At 63.9% G+C, this 26,658-nt stretch carries 21 protein-coding genes and 1 riboswitch; of the genes, 10 read left to right on the forward strand and 11 right to left on the reverse strand.

Translation table 11 applies throughout. From position 1 onward, the window contains the following. Positions 1-152: 152 nt before the first annotated feature. Positions 153-602, reverse strand: coding sequence for a c-type cytochrome (locus tag AC5O5I_RS25795; RefSeq protein WP_172228757.1), 450 nt, complete (start codon positions 600-602; stop codon positions 153-155). A gap of 119 nt (positions 603-721) precedes the next feature. Here AC5O5I_RS25795 and mltA point away from each other — a divergent pair, with 119 nt between their 5' ends. Beyond that, positions 722-1,873, forward strand: a complete 1,152-nt coding sequence (mltA, locus tag AC5O5I_RS25800) for a murein transglycosylase A (protein ID WP_172228731.1) — start codon at positions 722-724, stop codon at positions 1,871-1,873. An 82-nt stretch (positions 1,874-1,955) separates the two neighbouring features. Here the strand turns inward: mltA and AC5O5I_RS25805 are convergent, their stop codons facing one another. Both AC5O5I_RS25805 and AC5O5I_RS25810 read right to left on the reverse strand, forming a co-directional pair. Next, the gene (locus AC5O5I_RS25805; protein ID WP_172228729.1) at positions 1,956-2,342 is read right to left on the reverse strand and encodes an MAPEG family protein; all 387 of its coding nucleotides are present in this window, start codon (positions 2,340-2,342) and stop codon (positions 1,956-1,958) included. A gap of 28 nt (positions 2,343-2,370) precedes the next feature. After that, a complete protein-coding gene (locus tag AC5O5I_RS25810; RefSeq protein ID WP_172228727.1) occupies positions 2,371-3,204 on the reverse strand; it encodes an EamA family transporter in 834 nt (277 codons plus the stop codon). 293 nt (positions 3,205-3,497) lie between these two features. On the opposite strand from AC5O5I_RS25810, the gene AC5O5I_RS25815 reads away from it, so the two are divergent. Beyond that, positions 3,498-4,733 (forward strand): cation:proton antiporter, encoded by a 1,236-nt coding sequence (locus AC5O5I_RS25815; protein ID WP_172228725.1) that lies wholly within the window; start codon positions 3,498-3,500, stop codon positions 4,731-4,733. 130 nt (positions 4,734-4,863) lie between these two features. Here AC5O5I_RS25815 and AC5O5I_RS25820 read toward each other — a convergent pair whose 3' ends face one another. Beyond that, a complete protein-coding gene (locus tag AC5O5I_RS25820; RefSeq protein ID WP_027592453.1) occupies positions 4,864-5,265 on the reverse strand; it encodes an acyl-CoA thioesterase in 402 nt (133 codons plus the stop codon). 178 nt (positions 5,266-5,443) lie between these two features. Continuing rightward, positions 5,444-5,540, forward strand: a riboswitch (S-adenosyl-L-homocysteine riboswitch). Positions 5,541-5,560: 20 nt separating this feature from the next. Between AC5O5I_RS25820 and ahcY the strand changes: the two genes are divergently transcribed. The 5 genes from ahcY (at position 5,561) to rhlE2 (ending at position 12,068) form a co-directional block, all read left to right on the forward strand. Beyond that, entirely contained in the window at positions 5,561-6,970 is a 1,410-nt protein-coding gene (gene ahcY / locus AC5O5I_RS25825) for an adenosylhomocysteinase (RefSeq protein WP_172228723.1), read from the forward strand. 105 nt (positions 6,971-7,075) lie between these two features. Continuing rightward, positions 7,076-7,921 (forward strand): methylenetetrahydrofolate reductase [NAD(P)H], encoded by an 846-nt coding sequence (gene metF / locus AC5O5I_RS25830; RefSeq protein WP_494511773.1) that lies wholly within the window; start codon positions 7,076-7,078, stop codon positions 7,919-7,921. A 93-nt stretch (positions 7,922-8,014) separates the two neighbouring features. Further along, positions 8,015-9,091 (forward strand): hypothetical protein, encoded by a 1,077-nt coding sequence (locus AC5O5I_RS25835; RefSeq protein WP_172231073.1) that lies wholly within the window; start codon positions 8,015-8,017, stop codon positions 9,089-9,091. Positions 9,092-9,158: 67 nt separating this feature from the next. Then, positions 9,159-9,947: a substrate-binding periplasmic protein gene (locus AC5O5I_RS25840; protein ID WP_494511774.1), complete on the forward strand. Its 789-nt coding sequence runs from the start codon at positions 9,159-9,161 to the stop codon at positions 9,945-9,947. A gap of 219 nt (positions 9,948-10,166) precedes the next feature. Then, positions 10,167-12,068, forward strand: coding sequence for an RNA helicase RhlE2 (gene rhlE2 / locus AC5O5I_RS25845; RefSeq protein WP_172287103.1), 1,902 nt, complete (start codon positions 10,167-10,169; stop codon positions 12,066-12,068). Between the two features lie 88 nt (positions 12,069-12,156). Here rhlE2 and AC5O5I_RS25850 read toward each other — a convergent pair whose 3' ends face one another. The 3 genes from AC5O5I_RS25850 to AC5O5I_RS25860 form a co-directional block, all read right to left on the reverse strand. Further along, complete coding sequence (locus tag AC5O5I_RS25850; protein ID WP_494511775.1) at positions 12,157-12,735, reverse strand: YceI family protein; 579 nt, start codon at positions 12,733-12,735, stop codon at positions 12,157-12,159. Positions 12,736-12,769: 34 nt separating this feature from the next. Then, the gene (locus AC5O5I_RS25855) at positions 12,770-13,321 is read right to left on the reverse strand and encodes a cytochrome b (protein WP_172227142.1); all 552 of its coding nucleotides are present in this window, start codon (positions 13,319-13,321) and stop codon (positions 12,770-12,772) included. A 254-nt stretch (positions 13,322-13,575) separates the two neighbouring features. After that, positions 13,576-15,420: a flavin monoamine oxidase family protein gene (locus AC5O5I_RS25860; protein ID WP_494511776.1), complete on the reverse strand. Its 1,845-nt coding sequence runs from the start codon at positions 15,418-15,420 to the stop codon at positions 13,576-13,578. A 208-nt stretch (positions 15,421-15,628) separates the two neighbouring features. Between AC5O5I_RS25860 and AC5O5I_RS25865 the strand changes: the two genes are divergently transcribed. The 3 genes from AC5O5I_RS25865 to AC5O5I_RS25875 all read left to right on the forward strand — a co-directional run bounded on the left by AC5O5I_RS25865 (position 15,629) and on the right by AC5O5I_RS25875 (position 18,457). After that, the gene (locus AC5O5I_RS25865) at positions 15,629-16,120 is read left to right on the forward strand and encodes a hypothetical protein (protein ID WP_172227135.1); all 492 of its coding nucleotides are present in this window, start codon (positions 15,629-15,631) and stop codon (positions 16,118-16,120) included. 79 nt (positions 16,121-16,199) lie between these two features. Next, positions 16,200-17,606 (forward strand): adenosylmethionine--8-amino-7-oxononanoate transaminase, encoded by a 1,407-nt coding sequence (locus AC5O5I_RS25870; RefSeq protein ID WP_172227132.1) that lies wholly within the window; start codon positions 16,200-16,202, stop codon positions 17,604-17,606. Positions 17,607-17,737: 131 nt separating this feature from the next. Further along, on the forward strand, positions 17,738-18,457 hold the full coding sequence (locus AC5O5I_RS25875) for a 16S rRNA (uracil(1498)-N(3))-methyltransferase (RefSeq protein WP_172227129.1): 720 nt from the start codon (positions 17,738-17,740) through the stop codon (positions 18,455-18,457). On the opposite strand, the gene trhA is transcribed toward AC5O5I_RS25875, so the two are convergent. From trhA to AC5O5I_RS25895, 4 genes are all read right to left on the reverse strand, one after another. Continuing rightward, positions 18,458-19,075, reverse strand: a complete 618-nt coding sequence (gene trhA, locus AC5O5I_RS25880) for a PAQR family membrane homeostasis protein TrhA (RefSeq protein WP_172227126.1) — start codon at positions 19,073-19,075, stop codon at positions 18,458-18,460. Positions 19,076-19,144: 69 nt separating this feature from the next. Beyond that, entirely contained in the window at positions 19,145-19,618 is a 474-nt protein-coding gene (locus AC5O5I_RS25885) for a chemotaxis protein CheW (protein WP_172227123.1), read from the reverse strand. Continuing rightward, entirely contained in the window at positions 19,611-24,602 is a 4,992-nt protein-coding gene (locus AC5O5I_RS25890; protein WP_494511777.1) for a hybrid sensor histidine kinase/response regulator, read from the reverse strand. Before AC5O5I_RS25890 ends, AC5O5I_RS25885 begins: the two co-directional genes overlap by 8 nt. Beyond that, positions 24,599-26,602, reverse strand: a complete 2,004-nt coding sequence (locus AC5O5I_RS25895; protein WP_372242921.1) for a methyl-accepting chemotaxis protein — start codon at positions 26,600-26,602, stop codon at positions 24,599-24,601. Before AC5O5I_RS25895 ends, AC5O5I_RS25890 begins: the two co-directional genes overlap by 4 nt. Positions 26,603-26,658 lie beyond the last annotated feature (56 nt).

Here is a 26,658-nt window from a genome sequence, read left to right on the forward strand (position 1 = left end):
AGCGGCCTTGTGTCGCGATCGGGCCGCGCAGCGGCCTCGGCGATTTACGCATCAAGGCTGAAATCCCAAGGCCGCTGCGCGGCCCGATCGCGACACAAGGCCGCTCCTACAGGATCTGTGCAAGACAGTTCCACAAAGGGCAATGCACGCTATCAATGATTACGAAACTCGGTATGACAGGCCTTGCACGCAGCTTCGACCTTGTCCATCGGTGCCTTCAGCTGCCCGGCATCGAGTGGCTGCCCCCGAGTGGCATCGACCAGCTCGCCAGTGACGCCTTCCAGCTGCCGGGCCAGGTCATGAAAGCGCGCCTGACGCTCCCACACTTCGGCGCGCGCGCTACTGTCGCCAGCAGCATCACGCACCTGTGGGAAGTGCTGCCAGGGCTGATGCGACAGGTTGTCCAGCTTCAGCGCGCCGTCGGCAAACTTCAGCCCGTCGAACGGCAGTCGGCCACGCAGCATGCCGCCCAGGTCTTCGCTGGTCTTGAGCATGTCCTTGAAGATTGCCTTGCGTTGGCCCAGCGGCGAGTTCGGGTCGACCCGATCACAACCCGCCAGGGTCAGGGCTGCCAGCAGAACAACGGTCAATCGCTTCAACATCATGCTCACTTCAGCCTGCGCAAATGGGCGGCCAGTATCGCTGCCCAAGCCCCAAACACCAATAGCCACATAAATAACAGGGGCGAATCTTCATATTTGCGCCTGACAGGAATGCACTCATGAAATCTGCCCTGCGCCACCTGGCCTGGACAATCCCGGCCCTGGCTTTGCTGGCCGGCTGCAACGGCGGCGAGAACGCCAAGCCCGAGCCTCACGCCATCGCCACCTACGCCCCTGCTACCTGGCAAGACCTGCCTGCGGTCAGCGATGAAGACCTGCTGGCCGGCTTCTACGCCTGGCGCAACGGCTGCCAGAAGCTCAAGCGCGACCCGGTTTGGGCCGCCACTTGCGAAGCAGCTGGCAGCGATACCGCAAGCGCAGCACAGGTGCGTACTTTTCTTGAGCACAACCTGCAGGTGTACGGCCTGCGGTCTGCCGAGAACAACGCCAACGGCCTGATCACCGGTTACTACGAGCCGGTCTACCCGGGTAGCCTGAGCCAGTCGGCGACCAATCATGTGGCGGTCTATGGCGTACCTGAAGACATGATCGTGGTTGACCTTGCCAGTGTTTACCCCGAACTGAAAGGCAAGCGCTTGCGCGGTCGCCTGGATGGCCGGGTGCTCAAGCCCTACGACACGGCCGAGGTCATCAACCGTGACGGTGTCAAGGCACCGGTGCTGGCCTGGCTGACGGACCCGATGGACCTGCAGTTCCTGCAGATCCAGGGTTCCGGCAGGGTACAACTGGAGGACGGCCGCCAACTGCGCCTCGGCTATGCCGACCAGAACGGCCACCCCTATCGGCCGATCGGCCGCTGGCTGGTGGAACAGGGTCAGCTGAAAAAAGAAGAAGTGAGCATGGGCGCCATCCACGGCTGGGCCCAGGCCAACCCGCAGCGGGTACCGGAACTGCTGGCCAGCAACCCCAGCTACGTGTTCTTCAGCACCCGCCCGGACAGCAACGAAGGCCCGCGCGGCTCGCTGAACGTGCCGCTGACTGCCGGCTACAGCGTAGCCATCGACCGCAAGGTGATCCCGCTGGGCAGCCTGCTGTGGCTGTCCACCACGCGCCCGGATGGTTCACCCGTGGTACGCCCGGTGGGCGCCCAGGATACCGGTGGGGCAATTGCCGGCGAAGTGCGTGCCGACCTGTTCTGGGGCACCGGGCCGGAAGCCGGCGAGCTGGCGGGGAACATGAAGCAGCAGGGGCAGATCTGGATGCTGTGGCCCAAAGGCAAGCCGTTGCCTGAAGTGCCTAAAGTGCCTTGATCGGTGTCGCCCGCTCCCACAGCTATCGGATCCGCACAATACCTGTGGGAGCGGGCATGCCCGCGAAAAAGACAACGCGGTCTCAGATGGAAACCACAAAGAACGCCACGATCATGGCCACCCCGGCAAACCACACCAATGACCGCAAGGCAGCCCAGTCGGCCAGGTAACAGATGATGTAGAGCAACCGGCTGGTGATATACATCACCCCCAGCACATCCTGCGTCACCTGCTCGGCATTGCCGACGATATCCGCCACCAGCACTGCGGCCGCAAACGCCGGAAACGCCTCGTAGCTGTTCTGCTGCGCGGCATGCGCACGGCGCGGCAGGCCCGAGAGCGTGTCAAGGAAAGCGCGCGGGTCGTGATTGTCCTTCAGGCCGAAACGGCCGCTGCCGACCTTGGCAATCAGCGCACACAGGGGCGGCAAAATCATCGCGATCAAAATGCACCACAGGGCAACAGTCATGGACGGGACTCCTTGTTCAGTCTAGAGGTCAAAGCTTCATTACCAGCATGCCGGCCAATACCAGCCCGCAAGCTAGGAGTCTCGGCCCGCCAAAAGGTTCTTTGAGATAACGCATGCCCAGCAGTACCACCAGGATCACACTCAACTCCCGCAGTGCCGCCACCTCGGCCACCGAGCCCAAGTGCATCGCCCATAACACCAGGGCGTAACTGAACAATACGCAGAACCCTACCGCCAGCCCCAGGCGCCATTGGGTGCGCCAGAACAAGGCAAACGGTGCCGGTCGCGCAACGCCGGCCAGAAGCGGAAACTGCCAGGCGCTGAGCAGGGTCAGCCACACCAGGTAGTCCCAGGGCTTGCCCCACAAGCGGATGGCCTGGCCGTCGAACCAGGTATAGCAACCGATACACAGGCCAATCAGGGCGACCACCGGCAACATCGACCAGGGCAGCCGGTCACCGCCGCCGCCCTGCCACAACAGGCAAGCCATGCCGCAAGGGATCAGCAGGATACCAATGATCTGCTGCTGGCTCAGCGACTCCCCGGCAAACGCCAGGGTCAGGCCCAGCACCACCAGCGGTGACAGCCCGCGCATCAGAGGATAGACCAGCCCCAGATCGCCGACGCGGTAGGCCTGGATAAGCAGATAGCGGTACAACTGCTCGGCCAGCGCAGAGGCCAGCAGCCACGGCCAGATATTGGCGGGTGGCACCTCGACGAAAGGCACAGCCAGCACCGCGAAGGCCAGCGCCACCGTGTCCATGCTGGCAATCACCAGCAAGCGCTCGCCGCTGAATTTGATCAGGGTATTCCAGGTCGCATGCAGCAGGGCGGCGACGAGCACCAGAGATGTTGCCAACACGCCTTGTTGTCCTTATGGCCTTTTTATGGCTGTGAATATATAGGGTTCGGGGGCCGCTGTGCGGCCCAATCGCCGGCAAGCCAGCTCCCACATTGACCGCGTTGCTTTCAAGGTCGATGCAGTACATGTGGGCGCTGGCTTGCCGGCGATTGGGCTGCGCGGCAGCCCCTTTACATGGGAACGATTGGAACGAATCCGGTCAAAGCCTGTGTCCCGAACCCCTCGCCAGGTCATCAAAGAACTGCCCGAGCCATTCGGGTTACGACTTGGAAGCCACTGCTACAGGATTTGGGATGCTTGAACTAGTTGCCGCGTTTATCTGCCTGACCACCCTCCTTACCTACGTCAATTACCGTTTCATCGGCCTGCCCCCCGCCATCGGCGTGATGGTCACGGCGTTGCTGTTTTCGCTGATCCTGCAAGGGCTGAGCCTGGTCGGCTTCCCCGGCCTGGAAGCTCGCGTCGAAGGGCTGATGAACCAGATCGACTTCAACGACCTGCTGATGCACTGGATGCTGGCGTTCCTGCTGTTTGCCGGCGCCTTGCACGTCAACCTCACCGACTTGCGCAGCTACCGCTGGCCTATAGGGCTGCTGGCGACCGTCGGCGTGCTGATTGCCACCGTGGTCATCGGCTACTTGTCGCACTGGGTATTCGCCATGTTCGGCTGGCAGGTACCGTTGATCTACTGCCTGCTGTTCGGTGCACTGATCTCGCCGACCGACCCGATTGCCGTGCTCGGCGCACTGCGTACCGCCAATGCCTCGAAACCACTGAAAACCACCATCGTTGGCGAGTCACTGTTCAACGACGGTACCGCCGTGGTGGTGTTCACCGTGTTGCTGGGCATCATCCAGCTGGGAGAAACGCCGAGCTTTGCCGACACGGCGATTCTGTTCGCTCGCGAGGCCATCGGCGGGGTGGTGTTCGGCGGCATCATCGGCTACGCCACCTACCGCATGATCAAAAGCGTCGAGCAGTATCAAGTCGAGGTCATGCTGACCCTGGCGCTGGTCATCGGCGGTTCGGCCATGTGCTACGAGCTGCACGTTTCGGCGCCGATTGCCATGGTCGTGGCCGGCCTGATCATCGGTAACCTGGGCCGCAACCTGGCGATGAACGACATGACCCGTCGCTACATGGACGGCTTCTGGGAGCTCATTGATGACATGCTCAACGCCCTGCTGTTCGCGCTGATCGGCCTGGAGCTGTTGCTGCTGCCGTTCAACTGGATGCACCTGGCCGCCGGTGGCGTGCTGGCGCTGGCGGTGCTGCTGTCGCGGATGCTGACCGTGGCCCCGGCGATCTTGCTGCTGCGCCGCTGGCGCCCGGTGCCCAAGGGCACGGTGCGGGTACTGACCTGGGGTGGCCTGCGTGGCGGGGTGTCGGTTGCCCTTGCGCTGTCGCTGCCGCTGGGCGAGGAGCGTGACCTGCTGCTGTCGATCACCTACATCGTGGTGCTGTCGTCGATCCTGGTGCAGGGCTTGAGCATCGGCCGGGTGGTGCGCAAGGTCAGCGCCCAGCCGTAGGATTTTCGGGGCCGCTGTGCGGCCCATCGCCGGCAAGCCAGCTCCCACAGGATGGCGCCAGGCCCCGGTTCTGCGCTGTACCTGTGGGAGCTGGCTTACCGGCGATGGGCTGCAGAGCAGCCCCGGAAAATCACTCTACCGCCGAATCCGGGAACTGGTCCTGCACGTACTTGATCTCGGTGCGCCCGTGCGCCGCCGGCATGCCGTCCTCACCCAGGTTGACGAACACCATCTTGTCGACGGTGAGGATGCTCTTGCGGGTGATCTTGTTGCGCACTTCGCACTTCAAGGTGATCGAGGTGCGGCCGAACTCTGTGGCAGTGATGCCCAGTTCGATTATGTCGCCTTGGCGCGAAGCACTGACGAAGTTGATTTCCGACATGTACTTGGTCACCACGCGCTGGTTGCCCAGCTGGACGATGGCGTAGATCGCTGCCTCTTCGTCGATCCAGCGCAACAGGCTGCCACCGAACAAAGTGCCATTGGGGTTGAGGTCTTCGGGTTTAACCCACTTGCGGGTGTGAAAGTTCATCTGTACTCCTGACCTGCTTGGCTAACGTCCAGCAATGATGGCAGAGCGGCCGCGATCGCTCCATTGAACATCGACTATCGTCGCGATTAATCGACAGAAAACCTTGGGCAAGCCGCCCAGCACGGCTATAATCTGCGCCGTTTCACATGGCTGCCCACAGCGGCGCCATGCCCGCCACCTGTCCGAGGGGCGCTGCAGCAGGCTAGGCCTGTCAGGCTCGGATGGGGCGTTGCTCGCTCTCGCGGGCGCTTAACGCACAACGGCGCCCATTCGCACACTACGAATGGAGGCTCTCATGAGCGCTGCAAACATGCCTGCTGGTTTTACCGATTTCAAAGTCGCCGACATCTCCCTGGCCGCCTGGGGCCGTCGCGAAACCATCATCGCCGAATCGGAAATGCCTGCGCTGATGGGCCTGCGTCGCAAGTACCTGACCGAGCAACCGCTCAAGGGTGCGAAGATTCTGGGCTGCATCCACATGACCATCCAGACCGCCGTGCTGATCGAAACCCTGGTTGCCCTGGGCGCCGAAGTGCGCTGGTCGTCCTGCAACATCTTCTCCACCCAGGACCAGGCCGCCGCATCCATCGCCGCCGCCGGTATCCCTGTGTTCGCCTGGAAAGGTGAAACCGAGGAAGAGTACGAGTGGTGCCTGGAGCAGACCATCCTGAAAGATGGCCAGCCATGGGACGCCAACATGATCCTCGACGACGGTGGTGACCTGACCGAGCTGCTGCACAAGAAGTACCCACAGGTACTGGACCGCGTACACGGTGTGACCGAAGAAACCACCACCGGCGTGCACCGCCTGCTGGACATGCTGGCCAAGGGCGAGCTGAAAGTCCCGGCGATCAACGTCAACGATTCGGTCACCAAGAGCAAGAACGACAACAAGTACGGCTGCCGTCACAGCCTGAACGACGCCATCAAGCGTGGCACCGACCACCTGCTGTCGGGCAAGCAGGCCCTGGTGATCGGCTACGGTGACGTGGGCAAGGGCTCGGCCCAGTCCCTGCGCCAGGAAGGCATGATCGTCAAAGTCACCGAAGTTGACCCGATCTGCGCCATGCAGGCCTGCATGGACGGCTTCGAACTGGTTTCGCCGTTCATCGACGGCATCAACGACGGCACCGAAGCCAGCATCGACAAGGCCCTGCTGGGCAAGATCGACCTGATCGTGACCACCACCGGTAACGTCAACGTCTGCGACGCCAACATGCTCAAGGCCCTGAAGAAGCGTGCCGTGGTCTGCAACATCGGCCACTTCGACAACGAAATCGACACTGCCTTCATGCGCAAGAACTGGGCATGGGAAGAGGTCAAGCCGCAGGTACACAAGATCCACCGCACCGGCGCTGGCAGCTTCGACCCGCAGAACGACGATTACCTGATCCTGCTGGCCGAAGGCCGCCTGGTCAACCTGGGCAACGCCACTGGCCACCCGAGCCGCATCATGGACGGTTCGTTCGCCAACCAGGTACTGGCACAGATCTTCCTGTTCGAGCAGAAGTTCGCCGACCTGTCGGCCGAGAAGAAAGCCGAGCGCCTGACCGTTGAAGTGCTGCCGAAAAAGCTCGACGAAGAAGTGGCCCTGGAAATGGTCCGCGGCTTCGGCGGCGTGGTCACCCAGCTGACCAAGCAGCAAGCCGACTACATCGGTGTGACCGTCGAAGGCCCGTTCAAGCCGCACGCCTACCGCTACTAAGCAGCAGGCAACGCCAAGCAACGATGCCCAAGCCAGGCCGGCTCACACCGGCCTGGCTTTCACTTGCAGCTTGCCGCCTTAAGCCTGCTGCTCGAGGAACGATCAATGTCACAAGAACGCCGCTACAGCTTTGAGTTCTTCCCGACCAAGACCGACGCTGGCCACGAAAAACTGATGGGCGTCGCCCGCCAGCTGGCCACCTACAACCCGGACTTCTTCTCCTGCACCTACGGTGCCGGTGGTTCGACCCGCGACCGCACGCTGAACACCGTGCTGCAGCTGGAAAACGAAGTGAAGGTGCCTGCCGCGCCGCATCTGTCGTGCGTCGGCGACAGCAAGGCCGACCTGCGCGCCCTGCTGGCCGAATACAAGGCCGCCGGCATCAAGCGCATCGTTGCCCTGCGTGGCGACCTGCCGTCGGGCATGGGCATGGCCAGTGGCGAGCTGCGCTATGCCAGCGACCTGGTCGAGTTCATCCGCCAGGAAACCGCCGATCACTTCCACCTGGAAGTGGCTGCCTACCCGGAAATGCACCCGCAGGCGCGCAATTTCGAGGCTGACCTGGGCAACTTCGTGCACAAGGTCAAGGCCGGTGCCGACAGCGCCATTACCCAGTACTTCTTCAACGCCGACAGCTACTTCTACTTCGTCGAGCGCGCACAGAAACTGGGCGTGGACATCCCGGTGGTACCGGGCATCATGCCGATCACCAACTACAGCAAACTGGCACGTTTCTCCGACGCCTGTGGCGCCGAGATCCCGCGCTGGATCCGCAAGCAGCTGGAAGCCTATGCCGACGACACCGCCAGCATCCAGGCATTCGGCGAAGAAGTGATCACCCGCATGTGCGAGCAGCTGCTGCAAGGCGGCGCACCTGGCCTGCACTTCTACACCTTGAACCAGGCCGAACCGAGCCTGGCGATCTGGAACAACCTGAAGCTGCCGCGCTGAAACTTTTTGGCAAAGTCTGCTTAAGAAATGATTAAGGCTTTGGTCATAGACTAAAGCCTTGTTCATTTTCCGGTTACACAGGTCTTGCCAGCCATGCAGCATCTCCAGCCTTCGCGGCCACAGCTCGTCTACCTGGCTTTTGGCCCGGCAACCTACCATCAGGAAGCCTGCTTCAGCATCGTCAGCGCCCTCGCCCACCTGGACAGCGCTGCGGGCGAAGCCATGGATATCCAGGTCTACACGGATAACCCGCAGCCCTATGCCAGCCTCCCGGTCACCGTCCACCTGCTGGACGAGGCCACGCGCCAGGCATGGAACGCCCCGCACGGCTATCACTTCCGCAGCAAGCATGTGCTGTTGCGACAGGTATTGCAGCAACACCCGCTGGCAGTCCTGATCGATACCGATACGTTCTTCCGCAAATCGCCACTGCAACTGTTCGCCCGGGTAGCGCCAGGCCAACTGCTGTGCAACGCCATCGGCGCCCGCTATGGCGCCAACCAGAAGTGCCTGCTGTACAGGAACCTGCTGGCGATCCTCGAATCCCGAGGCCTGGCCGACTGCCAGATGCCACTGGTCAACTCCGGAGTGATCGGCCTTACGGCCGAAGATGCCAGCACTCTGGACCGCTCCATTGCCATGATGGACGAGTTCCATCCCTTGGCACGCGAGGCCTACACCCTCGAGGAGTTCTGCCTGGCTGTGGCGGCTTACCGCACGCTGGCGGTGGCCGAATGCACCGATGTCATCCACCACTACTGGAGCCGCAAGGCGCAATTCCGTGCCAAGATCCAGGCCTGGCTGCGCAAGCACGGTGAAGCCCCCCTGAGCCAGGCCGCGCTCGCCGACGTCACCCTGGTCAACGACCAGCTGCCGCGACCACCGGCCTTGCAGCGCCTGGGCTATAAAGCACTCAGCCTGACCCTGCCGCGCCACGAACGCCAGTTTGCCCGCGAGCTGCTGTATGGCTGCTACCCCTACCCCAACGAATTCGACCGTGCCTGCGCGCCGGCCTGGTGGGACAAGGCCCTGGAAAACCTCAATGCCCGCCATGGCCACATGGAGCCCGACCGGCTGCGCCAGTGCCTGCGCCACCCGGGGCTGCGCCTGTCGCTGGGCGAACAGCGCAAGGATATCGAGGCACATCTGTTGCGGGCCTCCCGGTGTTGAGTGGGGCCCGCACACAAGGACACCATCTGCACTGGCCTTGCCCAGGCCGAGCGCGTAATCTCCGGCCATGCCACACGTCGCCCGCCTGTTCTGGATCCTGCTGCTCATATGCCTGAGCCCGTTGGCCCTGGCCGAGCGCTTGCGCCTGGTGAGCGACGACTGGGCACCCTATGTGTATGAACATGACGGCCAACCGCAAGGCATAGACTACGAAGTCACCACCCAGGTCTTCGCCCGCCTGGGCGTGGAAGTGGAATGGCAGTTCCTGCCGTGGAAGCGCTGCCTGGCAATGGTCGAGCAAGGCCTGGCAGATGGCATTCTCGACATCTTCCAGACCGAGGCACGCCAGCCTTACCTGGTTTATGCCCCCGAGCCCATGTCGATTGTGGAGTTCGTCCTGTTCCAGCAACATTCGCGTCGCCATAGCGTGACCAGCCTCGCAGATCTCGCCGGTCTTCGCGTCGGTACATCCCCCGGCTACGCCTATGGCAAGGCCTTCACCGAGGCGCCACACTTCAAGCGTGAGGCCGCGCCCACTCACGAAGCCAACTTTGGCAAGCTGGTACTGGGGCGTGTGGACCTGGCAATCACCGACCGCAAGGTCGGCCACTACCTGCTCCAGCAGTTGCGCCTTGAGCAGCAAGTCGAACAACTGCCGCTGGTGATCAGCCGCCAGCCTCAGTATCTGGGACTGGTGCGCAAGCCCGGGCGAGAAGCACTGGCCCTGGCCTTTGCCGAAGAACTGCGGCGTTTCAAGCAGGAACCGGCCTTCTTGGCGATCAGCAACCGCTATACGGGCGACATCGGAAGCATTCTCAACGCCGTTGAGCAGCAGGAAAGCGGCACAGCGCGATAGCTCTGTTATACTCGGGCCTTCCCGCCCGGCTCACGCCCGGACGCTCGGCCTCGCAACAGGCATCCCGATCGGCAATTGACGCGCTTTCGCGTCCACCCTCCGTTTCCCGGATGTGCAGTGAAAGCCCAGCTGGACCGGACGCGATCGCATCCCACCGATGCCCGTCGCGCCAGGCAGAACATCCCTACGGGCCCAGCCCACACGAGAACAGGATCGCCCATGTCCTTTGCTTCCCTCGGTCTCTCCGAGGCACTTGTCCGCGCTATCGAGGCTGCGGGCTATACCCAGCCGACCCCCGTGCAACAGCGGGCGATTCCCGCCGTGTTGCAAGGCCGCGACCTGATGGTTGCCGCTCAGACAGGTACTGGTAAAACCGGTGGCTTCGCCCTGCCGATTCTCGAGCGCCTGTTCCCGGCCGGCCACCCCGACAAGTCGCAGCGGCATGGCCCGCGCCAGCCTCGCGTACTGGTCCTCACCCCGACCCGCGAACTGGCAGCCCAGGTGCATGACAGCTTCAAGGTCTACGCCCGCGACCTGCCACTGGTCAGCGCCTGCGTCTTCGGCGGGGTTGGCATGAACCCGCAGGTCCAGGCCATTGCCAAGGGCGTGGACGTGCTGGTCGCCTGCCCGGGCCGCTTGCTCGACCTGGCCGGCCAAGGCAAGGTCGACCTGGCCCACGTGGAAATCCTGGTACTCGACGAAGCCGACCGCATGCTCGACATGGGCTTCATCCATGACGTGAAGAAGGTCCTCGCCCGCCTGCCGGCCAAGCGCCAGAACCTGCTGTTCTCGGCGACCTTCTCCAAGGACATCACCGACCTGGCCGACAAGCTCCTGCACAACCCGGAGCGCATCGAGGTCACCCCTCCAAACACCACTGTCGAGCGTATCGAGCAGCGCATTTACCGCCTGCCCGCCAGCCACAAGCGTGCACTGCTGGCGCACCTGATTACCCTGGGTGCCTGGGAGCAGGTGCTGGTGTTCACCCGCACCAAGCACGGTGCCAATCGCCTGGCCGAGTACCTGGAAAAGCACGGCCTGACCGCCGCCGCCATCCACGGTAACAAGAGCCAGAACGCCCGCACCAAGGCACTGGCCGACTTCAAGGCCAACAGCGTGCGCGTGCTGGTAGCCACCGATATCGCCGCGCGCGGGCTGGACATCGACCAGCTGCCGCACGTGGTCAACTTCGAGCTGCCGAACGTGGAGGAAGATTACGTCCACCGCATCGGCCGTACCGGCCGCGCCGGTCGTTCGGGCGAGGCCATCTCCATGGTCGCGCCGGACGAAGAAAAACTGCTCAAGAGCATCGAGCGGGTGACCAAGCAGCGTATCCCGGACGGCGACTGGATGGGCTTTGATGCCAGCCAGGTAGAAGCCGAAAAGCCCGAAGTACGTGAACGCCCGCAAAACAACGGCCGTGGCGGTCGCAACCAGCAGCCACGCGGCGAAGGCAGCAAGGACGCCAACGGCGGCCGCAAGGACAAAGGCAAGGATAAAGGCAAGGCCAAGCCGCAGGCTGCTGACAAGCCGGCCGACAAGGAAAAGAGCGGCGACCGGCAACAGCAGCCGCGCAAGCCGCGCGACAAGAAGCCGCGTCAGCAGCAACAGCAGCAGGCCAGCAGCGCAAGTACGCCGAAAGCGCCAGCCGATCGCGATCCTGAAGCGTTCCTGGACGACGATGTGGATAACTTCGGTAACCGTGCCGACTACGTGAGCCCGTACCAAGGTAAAGGCCAAGGCCGCAATCGCCGCCCAGGTGCTGGTGCCGGTCAGGGCCAGGGTAACGCCCCACGCAGCAATGCCGGGGGCCAGGGCCAGGCGCGCAGTGGCGGCCAACAGCGTAGTGGTGGTGCTTCCAACGGTGGCGAAAAACGCCCACCCCGCGCCAATAACGGCGGCGGCGCCCGTCGTGATGGCGGTGGTGGCCGTGGCCGTCCGGCGCGTGACGATGCTGCCCGGCAAGAGCCGGCCGTGCGCAACCCGCGCCAGCCGGAAAAACAGCCCGTGATCATCCGCAAGGAATCCAAGCTTGACCGCTTCCCGACGCCCGAGCAGCTGGATGACCTGCCAAGCCGCCCGCGTGGCGAGCGCCCGGCCTTGTTGACCCGAAAAGGCTAAACCCAGGCCAGCCTTTGCCGGCTCATCCTCGGCAAAGGCAAATAAAAACGCCGCCCAATGGGCGGCGTTTTTTATTGCCGAGCAATAGTTACTTCTGCTTCACGCCTTCAACACTGATATCCAGGTCCAGGGTCTGCGAGGTCGCGCCCGGGCCTTTGATGCCGAAGTCGTTCAGGTTCAGCGTGGTGGTGGCGTTGAAGCCAGCGCGCTCGCCGCCCCATGGGTCCTTGCCTTCACCGTTGAAGGTGGCCTTGAAGGTGACCGGCTTGGTCACGCCGTGCATGGTCAGGTCGCCAGTCACGTCAGCAGTCTTGTCGCCAGTCGACTTGACGCTGGTGGAAACGAACTTGGCTTCCGGGTACTTCTTCACATCGAGGAAGTCGGCGCTGGCGATGTGCTTGTCACGCTCGGCGTGGTTCGACCACAGGCTGGCGGTTTTCAGGTCGACGCTGATCTTGCTGGCTTCAGGCTTGGCGCTGTCCCAGCTGAAGTTGCCGTCGAAGTCCTTGAAGGTACCGTGAATGAAGCTGTAGCCCAGGTGGCTGATCTTCCAGTCGACGAACGCGTGCTGGCCTTCCTTGTCGATCTTGTACTCGGCAGCCATGGCCTGGCCAGCGCAGAGCAGAGCGGTACCGAGCGCCAGAGCGGCAAAAGTCTTTTTCAACATCCTTAGTTCCTTCCTTTGCAATTGAGGTTGAGAGTCAAGCTTTGCGGCCCAGCATACGGGTCAGGGTCGCGTCACGGTCGATGAAATGGTGCTTGAACGCTGCCAGGGCATGCAGCACGGCAAAAATCACCAGGCCCCAGGCCAGCCAGAGATGGATCACGCCAGCCACATCCGCCTGGTCGGGCAGATCGCTGACCAGTGCCGGGACTTCGAACAACCCGAACACCGGAATGCCAACACCGTCGGCGGTGGAAATCAGGTAACCGGCCGCCATCACCGCAAACAGGCCGATGTACAGAGCCAGATGGCCGAGCTTGGCCGCCAGGCGAGTGAATGCGCCGTGGTTGGCCGGAGCCGGTGGTGGTGGGCTGATGAAGCGCCAGAGCACACGCAGCAGCATCACCGCCAGCAGCACCAGACCAATGCTTTTGTGCAAGTCCGGGCCGGCTTTGCGCCATGGGCTGTAATAGTCGAGGCCGACCATCCACAGGCCCAGGCCAAACAGGCCGAAGACTGCCAGCGCCACGCCCCAGTGCAGGACGATGCTGACCACGCCGTAGCGAGAAGGTGAATTGCGCAGTTGCATGTTGGCGTGTTTCCCCGTGAAAGCTGTGCACAGATTAGCGCGTAACGTATCGAATAAAAGCGGAAAAAACTGCTTCGGATTATCGATAAATACGATATTTATTCTCTGAGCTGCCCATTAAGGAAACATTAACAATAGACGGAGAGTACGCGCCTGCCAGTGCCGGCCTCTTCGCGGGTAAACCCGCTCCCACAGGTGGTGCATGCACTGTGGGAGCGGGTTTACCCGCGAAGAGGCCAGCACTGGTCAGTAAATCAGCTCGCTTTGGCCTGGGTATTGACCACGGTCTTCTTGGCAGGCTCGGACTTGGCAGTGGCCTTCTTGGGCTCGGCAGGTTTGTGCGCCGATTTGTGCGCCGGGGCATGCTTGACCGGTGCAGCCTTGATCGCCGCAGGCTTGGCCGACGCTTCCTTGACCACTGCGGCCGGCGCGACTTGAGGAGCAGGCACAGGCGCAACTGCCGGTACCACTTCCTCGGCCTTGGCGATGGGCTCCGCCTTCACTTCAGGCTTGTCATCCCCACCAAACAGGCGCTTGAAGAAGCCAGGCTTGTCCTGCTTTGCCTCATCGACCTGCTTGAGCTCTGGCTTTGCAGGTGCCTTGTCAGCCTTGTCGGACGAGCCGCCGAACATATTGGAGAAGAACCCGCCATTGCTGTCCTTGGCTGCTGCAGCTCCGGCTGCGGCCGCTGCAACCGGTACCGCTTTGGCCGGGTCGAACGACTTGCCGGCCAGCAGGTCCTGCGCCTGGCTGGCGGCGCGCTGGCCACTGCGCAGGGCGCCTTCCAGGGTGCCCGGGTACAAGGCATCGGTGTGCTCGCCGGCAAAGGTGATACGCTGCACCGGGCGCTCCCACAGGCGCCAGTATTTGCTGATCTGCCCCGGGCCATAGGCCAGGTAGGCGCCGCCGGTACCGGCGTCGACGCTGTAACGCTTGACCTCGTAGCCAGTGAACGCACCACGTGCCTGCGGGTAGAACGCGTGCAGGCGGATCAGCACCTGGTCGACCATCTGCTTGTCGCCGAAGGCCTGCAGCAGGCGGGCATTATCACCGGACAGGTTGATCACCACGTTGGCGCCACCCTTCAGCGCAGGCTCGATCCACAGCATGCCCAGGCCGGCATTACTGAAGATTTCACCCGACATGCGTGCGCGGCTTTCCCACACTGGCGTCTTGAACTTCAGCATCAGCTGGTCGCGCCAGCCATAGTTGGTGCCCTTCAGCGCCGCCACGTGCTGGCCGTCCAGGCCCGGGGTCATCTGGATCTTGGCCAGCGCGCGCAGCGGCACGGCCAGTACCAGGTAATCGGCCTGATAACCGACACTGCCAACCTTGACCGTGACGCCGTCCTTGTCCTGGACAATGGCGGTCACCGGCGAGCTGGTCTTGATGGTCTTGAGCTGCTTGACGAAAGCCTGGGCCAGCACCGGGCTGCCACCCGGCAGGCGCGCGGCGCGCAGATCGCGGTCGCTGACGCCGCGGTACACACGGTTCTGCTGGGCGAAGTACAGCAGCGACAGGCGCGACGGCTCATCGTAGCGGGTACGAATCTGCTGGTTCACCAGCTGACGGGCGGTGGCCGGCAGTTGCAGTTTGTCCAGCCAGCTGGAAACGTTGATCTGGTCGAGGGCGAACAGCGTGCTGGTCGCCTGCGGGTTCATCGGGTCGTCGATCGAGCGTGCCAGGTCGTCGAGGGTCTTCTCGTAGCGCTTGAGCGCCTCGGCGGTGGCCGGTTGCTTGGTGGCCAGGTCAGTGGCGCTGAAGTACTCGCCGTCGATCAGGTAACCGGGGGTACGCACGAACTCGGGCGCCGGCAGTGTTTCAAGCTTGAAACGGTCAATGTACTGGTTGAGCACTGGCTGCGCCTTGGCGTTACCGATCCACTCGCTGGTGGCAAGGCCTGAGCGCCCGCCCATGCCCGCCTTTGCTTCCAGCAAGGTCACCTGCCAGCCTTTGTTCTGCAGCTCGTAAGCCGCTGTCAGGCCCGCCAGGCCGCCGCCCACCACAATAGCTGTGGGTGTCTTGTCCTTTGCCAGCGCGGCGCCGCTGGACACACCGATCAATACCAACGCGCACAGGCGCACCCAAGCAGCAGCCATGATGGCGAACTCCGAGTAAAAAGTTGCAGAGACGGGAGAGGCAGGAATGCCCCGGGGAGATGCGTTAAGAATACGTCACCTCCGCCAACCCTGCCAGCGCAGTGACATCAAGTGCTTTAGGCAACTGACATTTTTGCCAGTAGCCGTTTCACACGGCAGCAGGCGATGCTGGCGAAGATGGCCAGAAGCCCGCCAGGAGGGCACGCAGATGATGTTCGAAGAGCATTTCCAGCAAGTTGACCGCCAGTCGTTGCCGCACAAGCAGACCCTGCTCACGCCCTCCGGGCTGAGTATCCGCTCCAACAGCACTTCATCCAGCGGCTTTCATGAGGCGTTCAAGGGTGAGGACGGCACCGAGCTGGTCATCGGCGAACACAGCGATGTGGAAATCGCCTTCGCCCAGGAGGTCGAGTGCCTGCGGCTGGAATACTACGTGGTCAGCGACTTCCTCGGTGACGACCTGCACATGCTGTTCGATGCCGGGAACCACAACTACGACCTGATCGCACCGGCACCACGCAACTTCTACTGGCTCACACTTGAGGGCAGCGGCTTTCGCGACCTGCGCCCCGGCCCCATCGCCACGCAGCCCTACCACCAGGTGATCGACGGGCCGTTCCGCCGCCTGACCATCTCCACTTCGCAGGCCGGTACCGTGCACATCCGCAAGCTTGAATGGACCGGCACACAGCGCCATTGAACGGCAGCGGTTGTCCTGCCCTGCGGCATTGCTTAGGCTTACGCGGTCGAACCACGCCGCAAAGCCAGGAGAAGTGCCGATGGGCCTCAATGATCAGTGGATGCAACGCGACCTGAAGGTCCTGTGGCACCCCTGCACCCAGATGAAAGACCACGAGCAGCTGCCGCTGATCCCGATCAGGCGCGGTGAAGGCGTGTGGCTGGAAGACTTCGAAGGCAAGCGCTACCTGGATGCGGTGAGCAGCTGGTGGGTCAACGTGTTCGGCCATGCCAACCCGCGCATCAACCAGCGCATCAAGGACCAGGTCGACCAGCTGGAGCATGTGATCCTTGCAGGTTTCAGCCACCAGCCGGTGATCGAGCTGTCCGAGCGCCTGGTGGCCATGACCCCGGCCGGGCTGGATCGGGTGTTTTATGCCGACAACGGTTCGTCGTGCATCGAAGTGGCGCTGAAGATGAGCTTCCACTACTGGCAGAACGTCGGCAAACCGGACAAGAAGCGCTTTGTCACCCTGACCAACAGCTACCACGGCGAAACCATCGCCGCGATGTCGGTGGGCGACGTGCCGCTGTTCACCGAAACCTACAAGGCGCTGCTGCTCGACACCATCAAGGTACCGAGCCCCGACTGCTACCTGCGCCCCGAGGGCATGGGTTGGGAGGAGCACTCGCGCAACATGTTCCAGGTAATGGAGCAGACCCTGGCCGAGCACCACGCCTCGATCAGCGCCGTGATTATCGAACCGCTGATCCAGGGCGCAGGCGGCATGCGCATGTACCACCCGGTCTACCTCAAGCTGCTGCGCGAAGCCTGCGACCGCTACGACGTGCACCTGATCCACGACGAAATTGCCGTAGGCTTCGGCCGCACCGGCACCTTGTTCGCCTGTGAGCAGGCCGGCATTCGGCCAGATTTCCTGTGCCTGTCCAAGGCCTTGACCGGCGGCTACCTGCCGCTGGCCGCCTGCCTGACCACCGACAAGGTGTACCAGGCCTTCTACGACGACTACCCGACCTTGCGCGCGTTTCTCCACTCGCACAGCTACACCGGCAACCCGCTGGCGTGCGCGGCGGCGCTGGCGACCCTGGATATCTTCGAACAGGACAACGTGATCGAGGCCAACAAGCCCTTGGCCACGCGCATGGCCACGGCCACTGCTCACCTGGCCGATCACCCGCACGTGGCCGAGATCCGCCAGACCGGCATGGCCCTGGCAATCGAAATGGTCAAGGACAAGGCTGGCAAAGTCGCCTACCCCTGGCAGGAGCGCCGTGGCCTGAAAGTGTTCAAGCATGCCTTGAGCCGTGGCGCCTTGTTGCGCCCGCTGGGCAGCGTGGTGTATTTCCTGCCACCGTATGTAATCACCCCGGAGCAGATCGACTTCCTCGCCGAAGTGGCCAGCGAAGGCATCGACATCGCCACCCGTGATAGCGTCAGCGTGGCGGTTCCCGCAAACTTCCACCCTGACTTCCGCGACCCGGGTTAACTCCCGCAAGCCTGCCACCAAACCCTGTGGGAGCGGGTTTACCCGCGAATGCGATAGTGGATTCGCCGCCGCATTCGCGGGTGAACCCGCTCCCACAGTGTCACATGAGCCCATTCCGTCCGAGCTGATCCATGAGACTGTCCCGCTTCTTCATCGACGCCCCCCTGAGCATTGGCCAGCACGACCTGCCCGAAGCCCAGGCCCACTACATCGGCCGCGTGCTGCGCATGGCCGCCGGCGACGCCGTGCAACTGTTCGACGGCAGCGGCCAGGAATACCTCGGCCAGCTGCTCGAAGTGGGCAAGAAGACCGTGCGCGTCAACCTCGACCAGGCCTTCGCCGGCCAGGCCGACTCCCCGCTGCACGTCCACCTTGGCCAGGGCCTGTCGCGCGGCGAGCGCATGGACTGGGCGATCCAGAAGGCCACCGAGCTGGGCGCCAACGAAATCACCCCCATCGTCAGCGAACGCTGCGAAGTGCGCCTGAAGGATGAACGCGCCGACAAGCGCCTGGCCCACTGGCGCCAGGTGGCGATCAGTGCCTGCGAACAATGCGGCCGCTCGACCCTGCCCGTCATCCACCCGCCGCTGACCCTGGCCGAATGGCTGGGCAGCAGCAATGCGGATTTGAAACTGGTCCTGCACCCGGTGGCAGAACCGCTCACCAGCCATGAAAAACCGGCAACCCTGGCCTTCCTGATCGGCCCCGAAGGCGGTTTGAGCGAGGCCGAAGTCGACCAGGCCAAGGCGGCCGGCTTCCACGCTGCGCGCCTTGGCCCCCGCGTGCTGCGCACCGAGACCGCGCCAGTGGTGGCGCTGTCTGTCGCCCAGCAGTTGTGGGGCGACTTTTAACTAGCGCACATAGAACGACACCGCCACGAAGTGCATCAGGCTGCCTGCGATCACGAACAGGTGCCAGATGCCGTGCGCGTGGCGCAGGCGGCTGTCCAGGGCAAAGAATATGATGCCCACGGTGTACAGCACGCCGCCGGCGGCCAGCCAGGCAAAGCCGGCGACGCCCAGCGAGCGCAGCAAAGGCTTGACCGCCACCAGCACGATCCAGCCCATCACGGCATAGATGATGATCGACAGGATGCGCGCTTCGCTGCGCGGTTTGATCTCCTGCAGCATGCCGAGCACCGCCAGCGCCCAGACCACGCCGAACAGGCTCCAGCCCCAAGGGCCGCGCAGGCTGACCAGGCAAAACGGCGTGTAGCTGCCGGCAATCAGCAGGTAGATCGACAGGTGATCGAGCTTGCGCATGATCACTTTCGCCCGGCCACGGGTGCTGTGGTACAGGGTGGAAACGCTGTACAGCAACAGCAATGTACTGCCGTAGATGGAGAAGCTGACGATCTTCCAGGGGTCGCCTTGCAGGCCCGCAACCACGATCAGCCAGATGGCACCGATACAGGCCAGGACGGCACCGACCAGGTGGGTCCAGGCGTTGAAGCGTTCACCGTAATACATGCAAACACAGACCTCCCGAGCCGGGCTGGGTTCCTGATGATGTCTGTTGCGGCCCTTTCGCGGGTAATCTTACCCAAGGTCAGGTTGCAGGTCTGCGTCACGCACCAGCCTTTCCAGTGCCACCAGGTCCGGCACCCGTGCCACCTGCTCACCCACCTGCACGGCCGCCAGCTCAAGGCGACCCAGCGCCACATCCACATAATTCAGCTGGCTGTCGAGCTTGCACGAGCGCGGGATGTCCTGCAGCAACAACGCCAGATAGCGCAAGCCGGTGTCGCCCAACGCATTGAGCACCACCACACGCGCACGCTCGCCGCACGGCGTTTCGCCGCCACAAGCCGCCTCGAACCCGACCAGCGGCAGACGCTGCTGGCGCCAGTCGATCCAGCCCAGGTGCCAGGCCGGCTCGCCAGGTTGGCACACCAGGTTGCGCTGGCCGCTCAATTCGGCAACCGCCACATTAGGCAACACCAGGGTGCGGTCACCCAAGGGCAGCAACAACCCGGTCAGGCTGCTGCGCTGGCCGGCGATCAGTTCAAGCATGGGTCGAACTCCAGTGCGCGATGCTCTGCAACAGCAGCGATTCCTGATACGGTTTGCCCAGGTATTCATTGACCCCGATGGCCATGGCGCGATCGCGGTGCTTCTGCCCGGTACGCGAGGTGATCATGATGATCGGCAGGTCTTTGAGCCGCGCGTCACGCCGAATGCGGGTGGCCACCTCAAAACCGTCCATGCGCGGCATCTCGATATCCAGCAGCAATACATCCGGCCGGTGCTCTTCCAGCAGGGCCATGGCGTCGACGCCGTCCTTGGCGGTCAGCACACTCATGCCGTGGCGCTCCAGCAGGCGGCTGGTTACCTTGCGCACCGTGACCGAGTCGTCCACCACCATTACCAGCAGTGCCCTGCGCGGTGCCGGGCCAAGCAGCTGGCGCTGCGGGCCACCGCCGGGCAGGCGGGCCAGGCGTCGCTGCTGGCCGCGCAGCTGGCCAAGCAGATCGAGAATCAGCACTACCCGGCCATCGCCCAGCAACGTCGCCCCCGACAACCCGGCAACCGCAGCAAACTGCGGGCCCAGGCTCTTCACCACGATCTCGCGGCTGGGCGACAGGCTGTCGGCCTGGATGGCGAATGACTGCTCCTTGGAATGCACCAGCAGCACCGGCAGCGGTACGCTCTGCCCCAGCAATGCCGGGCGCGGCAGGCCTTGCAGCAACTCGCCCAGGTAGCGCAGCTGGTAGTCGTGACCGGCATAGACATAACGCGGCGTGTCCAGCTCATAGCAAGCGGCGAGCTCTGCTGGCGGCACGCGGACAATGCCCTCGATGGTATTCAGCGGAATGGCGTACTGCTCCTCACCCAGATGCACCATCAACGCCCGGTTGATCGACACGGTGAACGGCAGGCGGATCAGGAAGCGCGCACCCTTGCCCTGGGCCGACTCGATGCTCATCGAGCCCCCCAGTTGCTTGACCTCCTCGTGCACCACGTCCATGCCCAGACCGCGCCCGGAGATCTGGGTGATTTTCTCGGCGGTGGAGAACCCCGGGCGCAGGATGAACTGCAGGATCTCGTGATCGCTCAAGCGCGCCTGCGGGTCCAGCAAACCGCGCTTGATGGCTTTGCGCCGTACCGCTTCCAGAGGCACGCCGGCACCGTCATCGGTCATTTCGATAACGATGTCGGCGCCTTCGTGGAGCAAGTTCAGGTGAATGGTACCTTGCTCAGGCTTTCCGGCCGCCAGGCGCATTTCGCGGCTTTCCAGGCCATGGTCGACAGCGTTGCGCAGCATGTGCTCCAGCGGCGCCACCATGCGCTCGAGCACACTGCGGTCCAGTTCGCCTTCGGCGTTACCGACCACCAGCTCCACTTGCTTGCCCAGCTCGCTCGCCACCTGCCGCACCACCCGCTGCAAGCGCGGCACCAGGCGTTCGAAAGGCACCATCAGGGTGGCAGTCAGGCCTTCTTGCAACTGGCTGTTCACCCGCGCCTGCTGCTGCAGCAGGCTGGAGGCCTCCTGGGCGCGCTGGGCCAGGGTTTCCTTCAGGTCAAGCAGGTCCGAGGCGGATTCGAACAAGGCCCGCGACAGCTGCTGCAGCTGCGAATGGCGGTCCATTTCCAACGGGTCGAAATCGTCGTAGGCATCCCCTTCGAACTGCTGGCGGCTGGAGATCCGCCCTTGGGTTTCGATATCCAGGCGCAGCAACTGGTCGCGCATGCGCTCCAGCGTGGTTTCCATCTCGTTGAGCGCGAACTGCGCGTCATTGACCTGCTGCTCGATGCGCCCGCGGATGATCGAATGCTCGCCCGCCAGGTTGCCAAGGCCGTCGAGCAACTCGGCATCGACCTTGACCATGTCACCTGGCGCCCGCTCCGGAGCAGCCGCAGGTACATCATTGGCGGCGGCTTCAAGCGGCCCCTGACCGGCAGCGCTGTCAGTCAGGGCCGCGCTGCTGAAATTGCGAATGTAGTCGATCAGTGCCGTGGCGGCGTGCAGCGGCTGCCCAAGGCGCACGGCATCGAGCATGTGCGCCAGGCGGTCATGGCAGTTCTGCAGCAGTGCGAACAGCGGCGCGCTCGGCGGCAGCCGGCCAGCGGCCAACAGCTCGTAGAGAAACTCCAGTTCGTGGGCCAGGTCGCCGATAGGCGCAATCTCGACCATGCGCGCCACCCCCTTGAGGGTGTGCAGGTCGCGCATCAGGTTGTCCACCTCGACACTGCTGCGCGGGTCGGCCTGCCAGCGCGCCAGGGCTGCCGCGGCGCTCTCGACGATATCCGAGCTTTCTTCGAGGAACACTTCCAGCAACTCTTCGCCAGGGCTTTCCGGCTCCTCGCTCAGCGGCTCGGCCAACTCGGGCAACAAAGGGCCATGCGCGCCCCCCATTCCCAGGGTATCGGCCAGGTCCATGTCCGGGTGCAACGGTGTGACCGTGTCGATGCCCACCAACCCGGTGGCATCCGGCGCCAGGGCTTGGTCCAGCAGGTTGCGCAAGCTGTCGACCAGCTCGGGACGGGGCGGAATATCCTGCCCGGCTGCCACTTCGTCGAGCATGTCCAGCAGGGCTTCATGCGCCTGCTGCGCCTGGGCGAAGAAGCGTCCATCGGCCGGCAGGCTGCCCTCTTCCACCGCGCCGTACAGGTCGAGCAAGGCCTCGCAGACGTCGTCCATCTGCCACAGGTCGGCCAGGTGCGCGGCGTGACCCAGGCTGGTCATTTCGTCGAGCAGGATGTCCAGTGCGTCACGCTGGCCGGGCTGTTGCTGCCAGCGCGACAGCATCGACTCGGCATTGAGCAGGGTATCCATGGCCTGGGCCAGGAAGCTGGCGACACCCTGCGGGTCGCGCTTGGCGCCCTGCATCTGCTGCAGGCCATCGTCATGCAAGCTGGCCAGGCGCCCGTCGACCGCCTGGCCGACCTGCTCGATCAGCTCCGCAGCACCGGGGATAGCCGCCAGCGGCGTGCTGTCGAGTTGCGCAACGCCAGCCTGGAACAGCCCGCGCGCAGCCTTTAGCCACTCGATTTCGGCCATTTGCACGGGCAATTGATGGCCTTTGTACTCACGGGCCAGGCGGTCGAAGGCGGTGGCCAGTTCGGCGACCGGCATCACCCCGGCCATGGCGGCACTGCCCTTGAGCGTGTGCAAGGCGCGCTGCAGGCCGTCGCTGACCAGTGTGTCGTGGCCATCGGCACCTTCCAGGAAAGCGTCAAGGCTGGCCAGGTGGCCTTGTGCCTCAGTGCGGAAGATATCCAGCAGTTGCGGGTCGAGGCCGTCGACATCGGCAGGCGCCGGCGCGTCGTTTTCGGCCAGCGCATGCAGGTGCCCGGCCAGCTGTTCGATCTCGGTCAGTTGCGGCAACTGGCCGACGGCAAAGTCGGCCAGCAGGTCGGGCAGGTGGACGAACACCTGCTGCAAGGCCACCACGCCTTCCGGGCTGAGCAGGCTACGCCCTTCCAGGACCCGGCTCAGCAGGTGTTCGGCGCCCCAGGCCAGTTCGGCCACCGCTTCGGCGTGGACCATGCGCCCACTGCCTTTGAGGGTATGCAGTGCGCGACGCACTTCAGCCAGCGCCTCGCGCTGCTGGTTGTCGGCACGCCAACGCAGCCAGTGCCGCTCGATCTCCGGCAGCAGTTCACCGGCCTCGTCGAGGAACACTTCGCGCAGCTCGTCATCAATGCCATCGCCGCTGCCGTCAGTGTCGCAGTCGGCATCTGGGACGGCACAATGCACGCCCAGCGCCGCCAGGCTGGCACGCGCCATGTCGACAAACGGCTGGCCATCCGCCAGCGGGTCGGCCAGGCGCCATTGCAAGTAGCATTCGGCAGCGCTCAGCGCCTCGGCCAGGTGGGTCAGCTCAGCGGCAGGCGGCTCCTCCTCCAGGTGCTGCAACCAGCGCTGCACATAGTTGGCGCAACCGGCGAACAGCTCGGCCACCGTCGGCAGGGTCAACATCGCCAAGGCCCCACGGATCTGCTGCAGCAGGCCCGGCAAGGGCTGCAGGCGTTGCCGCGGCCAGCCAGACTCCAGGCAATCGCCGATCAGGTCCTTGGCCTGCTGCAGCACGTTCAACGACTCATTGAGTACCAGTTGGCGAATCTCGACCAGGTCCGAGCCCGGCAGGCCACCCTGGCCGTTTTCTTCCAGCGGGCCAACCATGCCATTGAGCGAGGCTTCGACATACAACAGGGCACCTGCCACGTCCATCAACACCGGGTCGTCCACTGCCCGCTCGCCCAGGACAAGGGCCTGAAGCGCCAGCACCTGGTCGATGATCACCCGCCGTGGTTGCTGGAAACCCAGCACGGCCAAGGTGTCCGCCACATGACGCAGTGGCGCCAGCAAAGCATCGAGCTGTTCGCTGTGCTGGCGGTCACTGCGCACGAACTGGTCGAGGCGCTCCTTGATGCGCATCAGGTCGTCGCACAGCGCGGTCACCACCGAGCGCAGGGCATCGCGACCAGGCCCGGCCTGTAATTGCTCGCGCCAGTTGCCCAGCGACAGGTCGAGGTTGGCCAGGTCGTCGGCACCGGCAAAGCGCTGCGCTGCGCCGCTGATCAGGCTGGCCTGGGCGAGCGGTTCGATGCCGCGGCAGGTGCGCAGCTGGTTGAGCAGCGGCAGCATGACCAGAGGCAGGTCATGGCGCGCACCGCGCAGGCGCTCAAGGTACGAAGGCAGTTGCTCCAGGCCGCGGAACAACGCGCCCAGGCAGTCACCACGCGGGCTGACCTGGCCGTCGGCCAGGGCCTTGGCGAACAGTTCAAGTTCCTCGGCCAGCCGCGTTGCGCCGCGCAATTCGAGCATGCGCAGGCAGCCGTGTACCTGATGCAGGTTGTCGACCACGAAGGCGAGCATCGACAGGTCGCCCGGCTCGCCGGCAAAGCGCTCCAGCGCCTGACGCGCCTGGCCCAGGCAATCGAGGATGGCGGCCTTGGTCCAGGCCAGCGCCACGGTGTCGTGGCGCTCGGGGCTTACACTGGCCAACGCAATGGGCATTGCCGGGCGCGGCGTTTCGGTCGAGCTCTTCATTTGGGCTCTGCAGGTGGCGGCAGGGTGAAACCGGACACCGAACGGCGCATCTCGCTGGCCATGCGGGCCAGGTGGCGGATGCTGTCGGCAGTGGCGCCGGAGCCGGCGGAGGTTTGTGCGGTAATCTGCTGGATCACCGCCATGGTGTGGGAAATCTGCCCAGCCGAGGAGGTCTGCAACTGAGCGGCGTCGGAAATGCTGTGGATAAGGTCGGCGAGGTTCTGCGATACCCCCTCGATCTCGGCCAGCGCCACCCCGGCATCCTGGGCCAGGCGAGCGCCACGGACCACTTCGGCGGTGGTCTGCTCCATGGATATCACCGCCTCGTTGGTATCAGCCTGGATGGTGCGCACCAGCGCCTCGATCTGCCGGGTGGCCGACGACGAGCGTTCGGCCAGGCGCTGCACCTCGTCGGCGACCACGGCAAAGCCACGGCCGGCCTCACCGGCCAGCGAGGCCTGGATCGCAGCGTTAAGGGCAAGGATGTTGGTCTGGTCGGCAATGTCGTCGATCAGGCTGACGATATCGCCGATTTCCTGTGAAGACTCGCCCAGGCGCTTGATCCGCTTGGCGGTGTCCTGAATCTGTTCGCGAATGTTGTCCATGCCGTTGATGGTGTTGTGCACCACCTCGTTGCCCTTGTTGGCGATGGCCACCGAGCGCTCGGCTACCTTGGCCGATTCATAGGCATGCGCCGAAACCCGGTCGATCGATTCGACCATGTCGCCGACCGCCTCGGACGCCTCGCTGATCTGCGCGGCCTGGTGCTCGGAGGCCTTGGCCAGCTGGCGTGCGGTGTTCTGCGTGTCCTGCACGGCGGCGGCGACCTGCACGGCGCTGTGGTTGATGGTTGCAACCAGGTCGCGCAGCTGGTCCACGGAGTAGTTGATCGAGTCGGCGATGGCCCCGGTAAAGTCCTCGGTCACCGATACGGTCACGGTCAGGTCGCCATCGGCCAGTTCTTCGATTTCGTCGAGCAGGCGCATGATCGCCTGCTGGTTGCGTTCGTTCTTTTCCGCCGTCTCGCGCAGCTGGCGGTTGGTGGTGCGCACCATCACCAGGCCGATCAGGATGATCGATGCCAACGCCAGCAGGCCCAGCGCGTAGCCGCCAACGGTGTCGAGGGTGCGGCCGCCGGCCAGGTTCTCGAAACCGTTGGCCAGGTGCGAAGCCTCGTCGAGCAGGGTCTGCGACAAGCTGAATATATTCCCCGCCGCCTCGCGCACGCGGAACAGTTCTGGCGAGGTTTCAAGGATTTCGTCCACGGAGCCTGCGACGAACTGGAACAGCTCGGCAATTTCGGCCAGCCGCGCACGCGCGTCTGCGTCCTCCACGCGGGTCACCTGGATTGCCGCGTTGCCGCTGAGCATCCCTTCCAGTACCTGGCCAAAGCGCCCGGCATCGCGGCCAAAGGCGTCGGCCGCCTGGGCCGCGCTGTCGTCGCCCGCCAGCACGGTGTTGACCGAGCCCAGGATGCGCTCGGCCAACAACAGCTGGCGCTGGGCGACGGCTACCTGGTTGGCCGGGGCGCCGCTTTGCAGCAGGATCTCAACCACTTTTTCGTATTCCACCTGCAACTGCGGCACGGTCTCGGCCAGGGTTGCCGCCACCTGGTGCAGCGACAGCACGGTCTGTTCGCTGGCCAGGATGGTGTCGGTGTTCTTGCGCAGGTTTTCCCAGTCGCGGCGCACCGCTTCCATTTCGTCACGCACCGTAGGCGGCGCGGGCGGCAGGCCGGTGGACTTGTCACCTTGGCGCAGGTAGCCCCAACGCCGCTCGAAATCGTTACGCGCATCCGACAGCAGCTTGAAGGCCAGGGCCTTGCCAGTGGCGGCCTCGGTGGCGTTCTTGGCGATGCGCTGCGACAGCACGCGCAATTCGCCGGCATGGCCGATGTACTGCTTGTCGTAGTTGGACTGGGTGTTCAGGTAGGCGAAGTTGGCGAACAGCAGCATGATCGACAGGATCAGGATCAGGAACAGCACGGTGATCTGCGCGATGCTGCGGGTACGTGGGCTGACGGTGGTCGCAGTGACGGGGGTTGCAGGCTTGTTCA

Source organism: Pseudomonas sp. 9_2_1 (genome assembly GCF_059295275.1).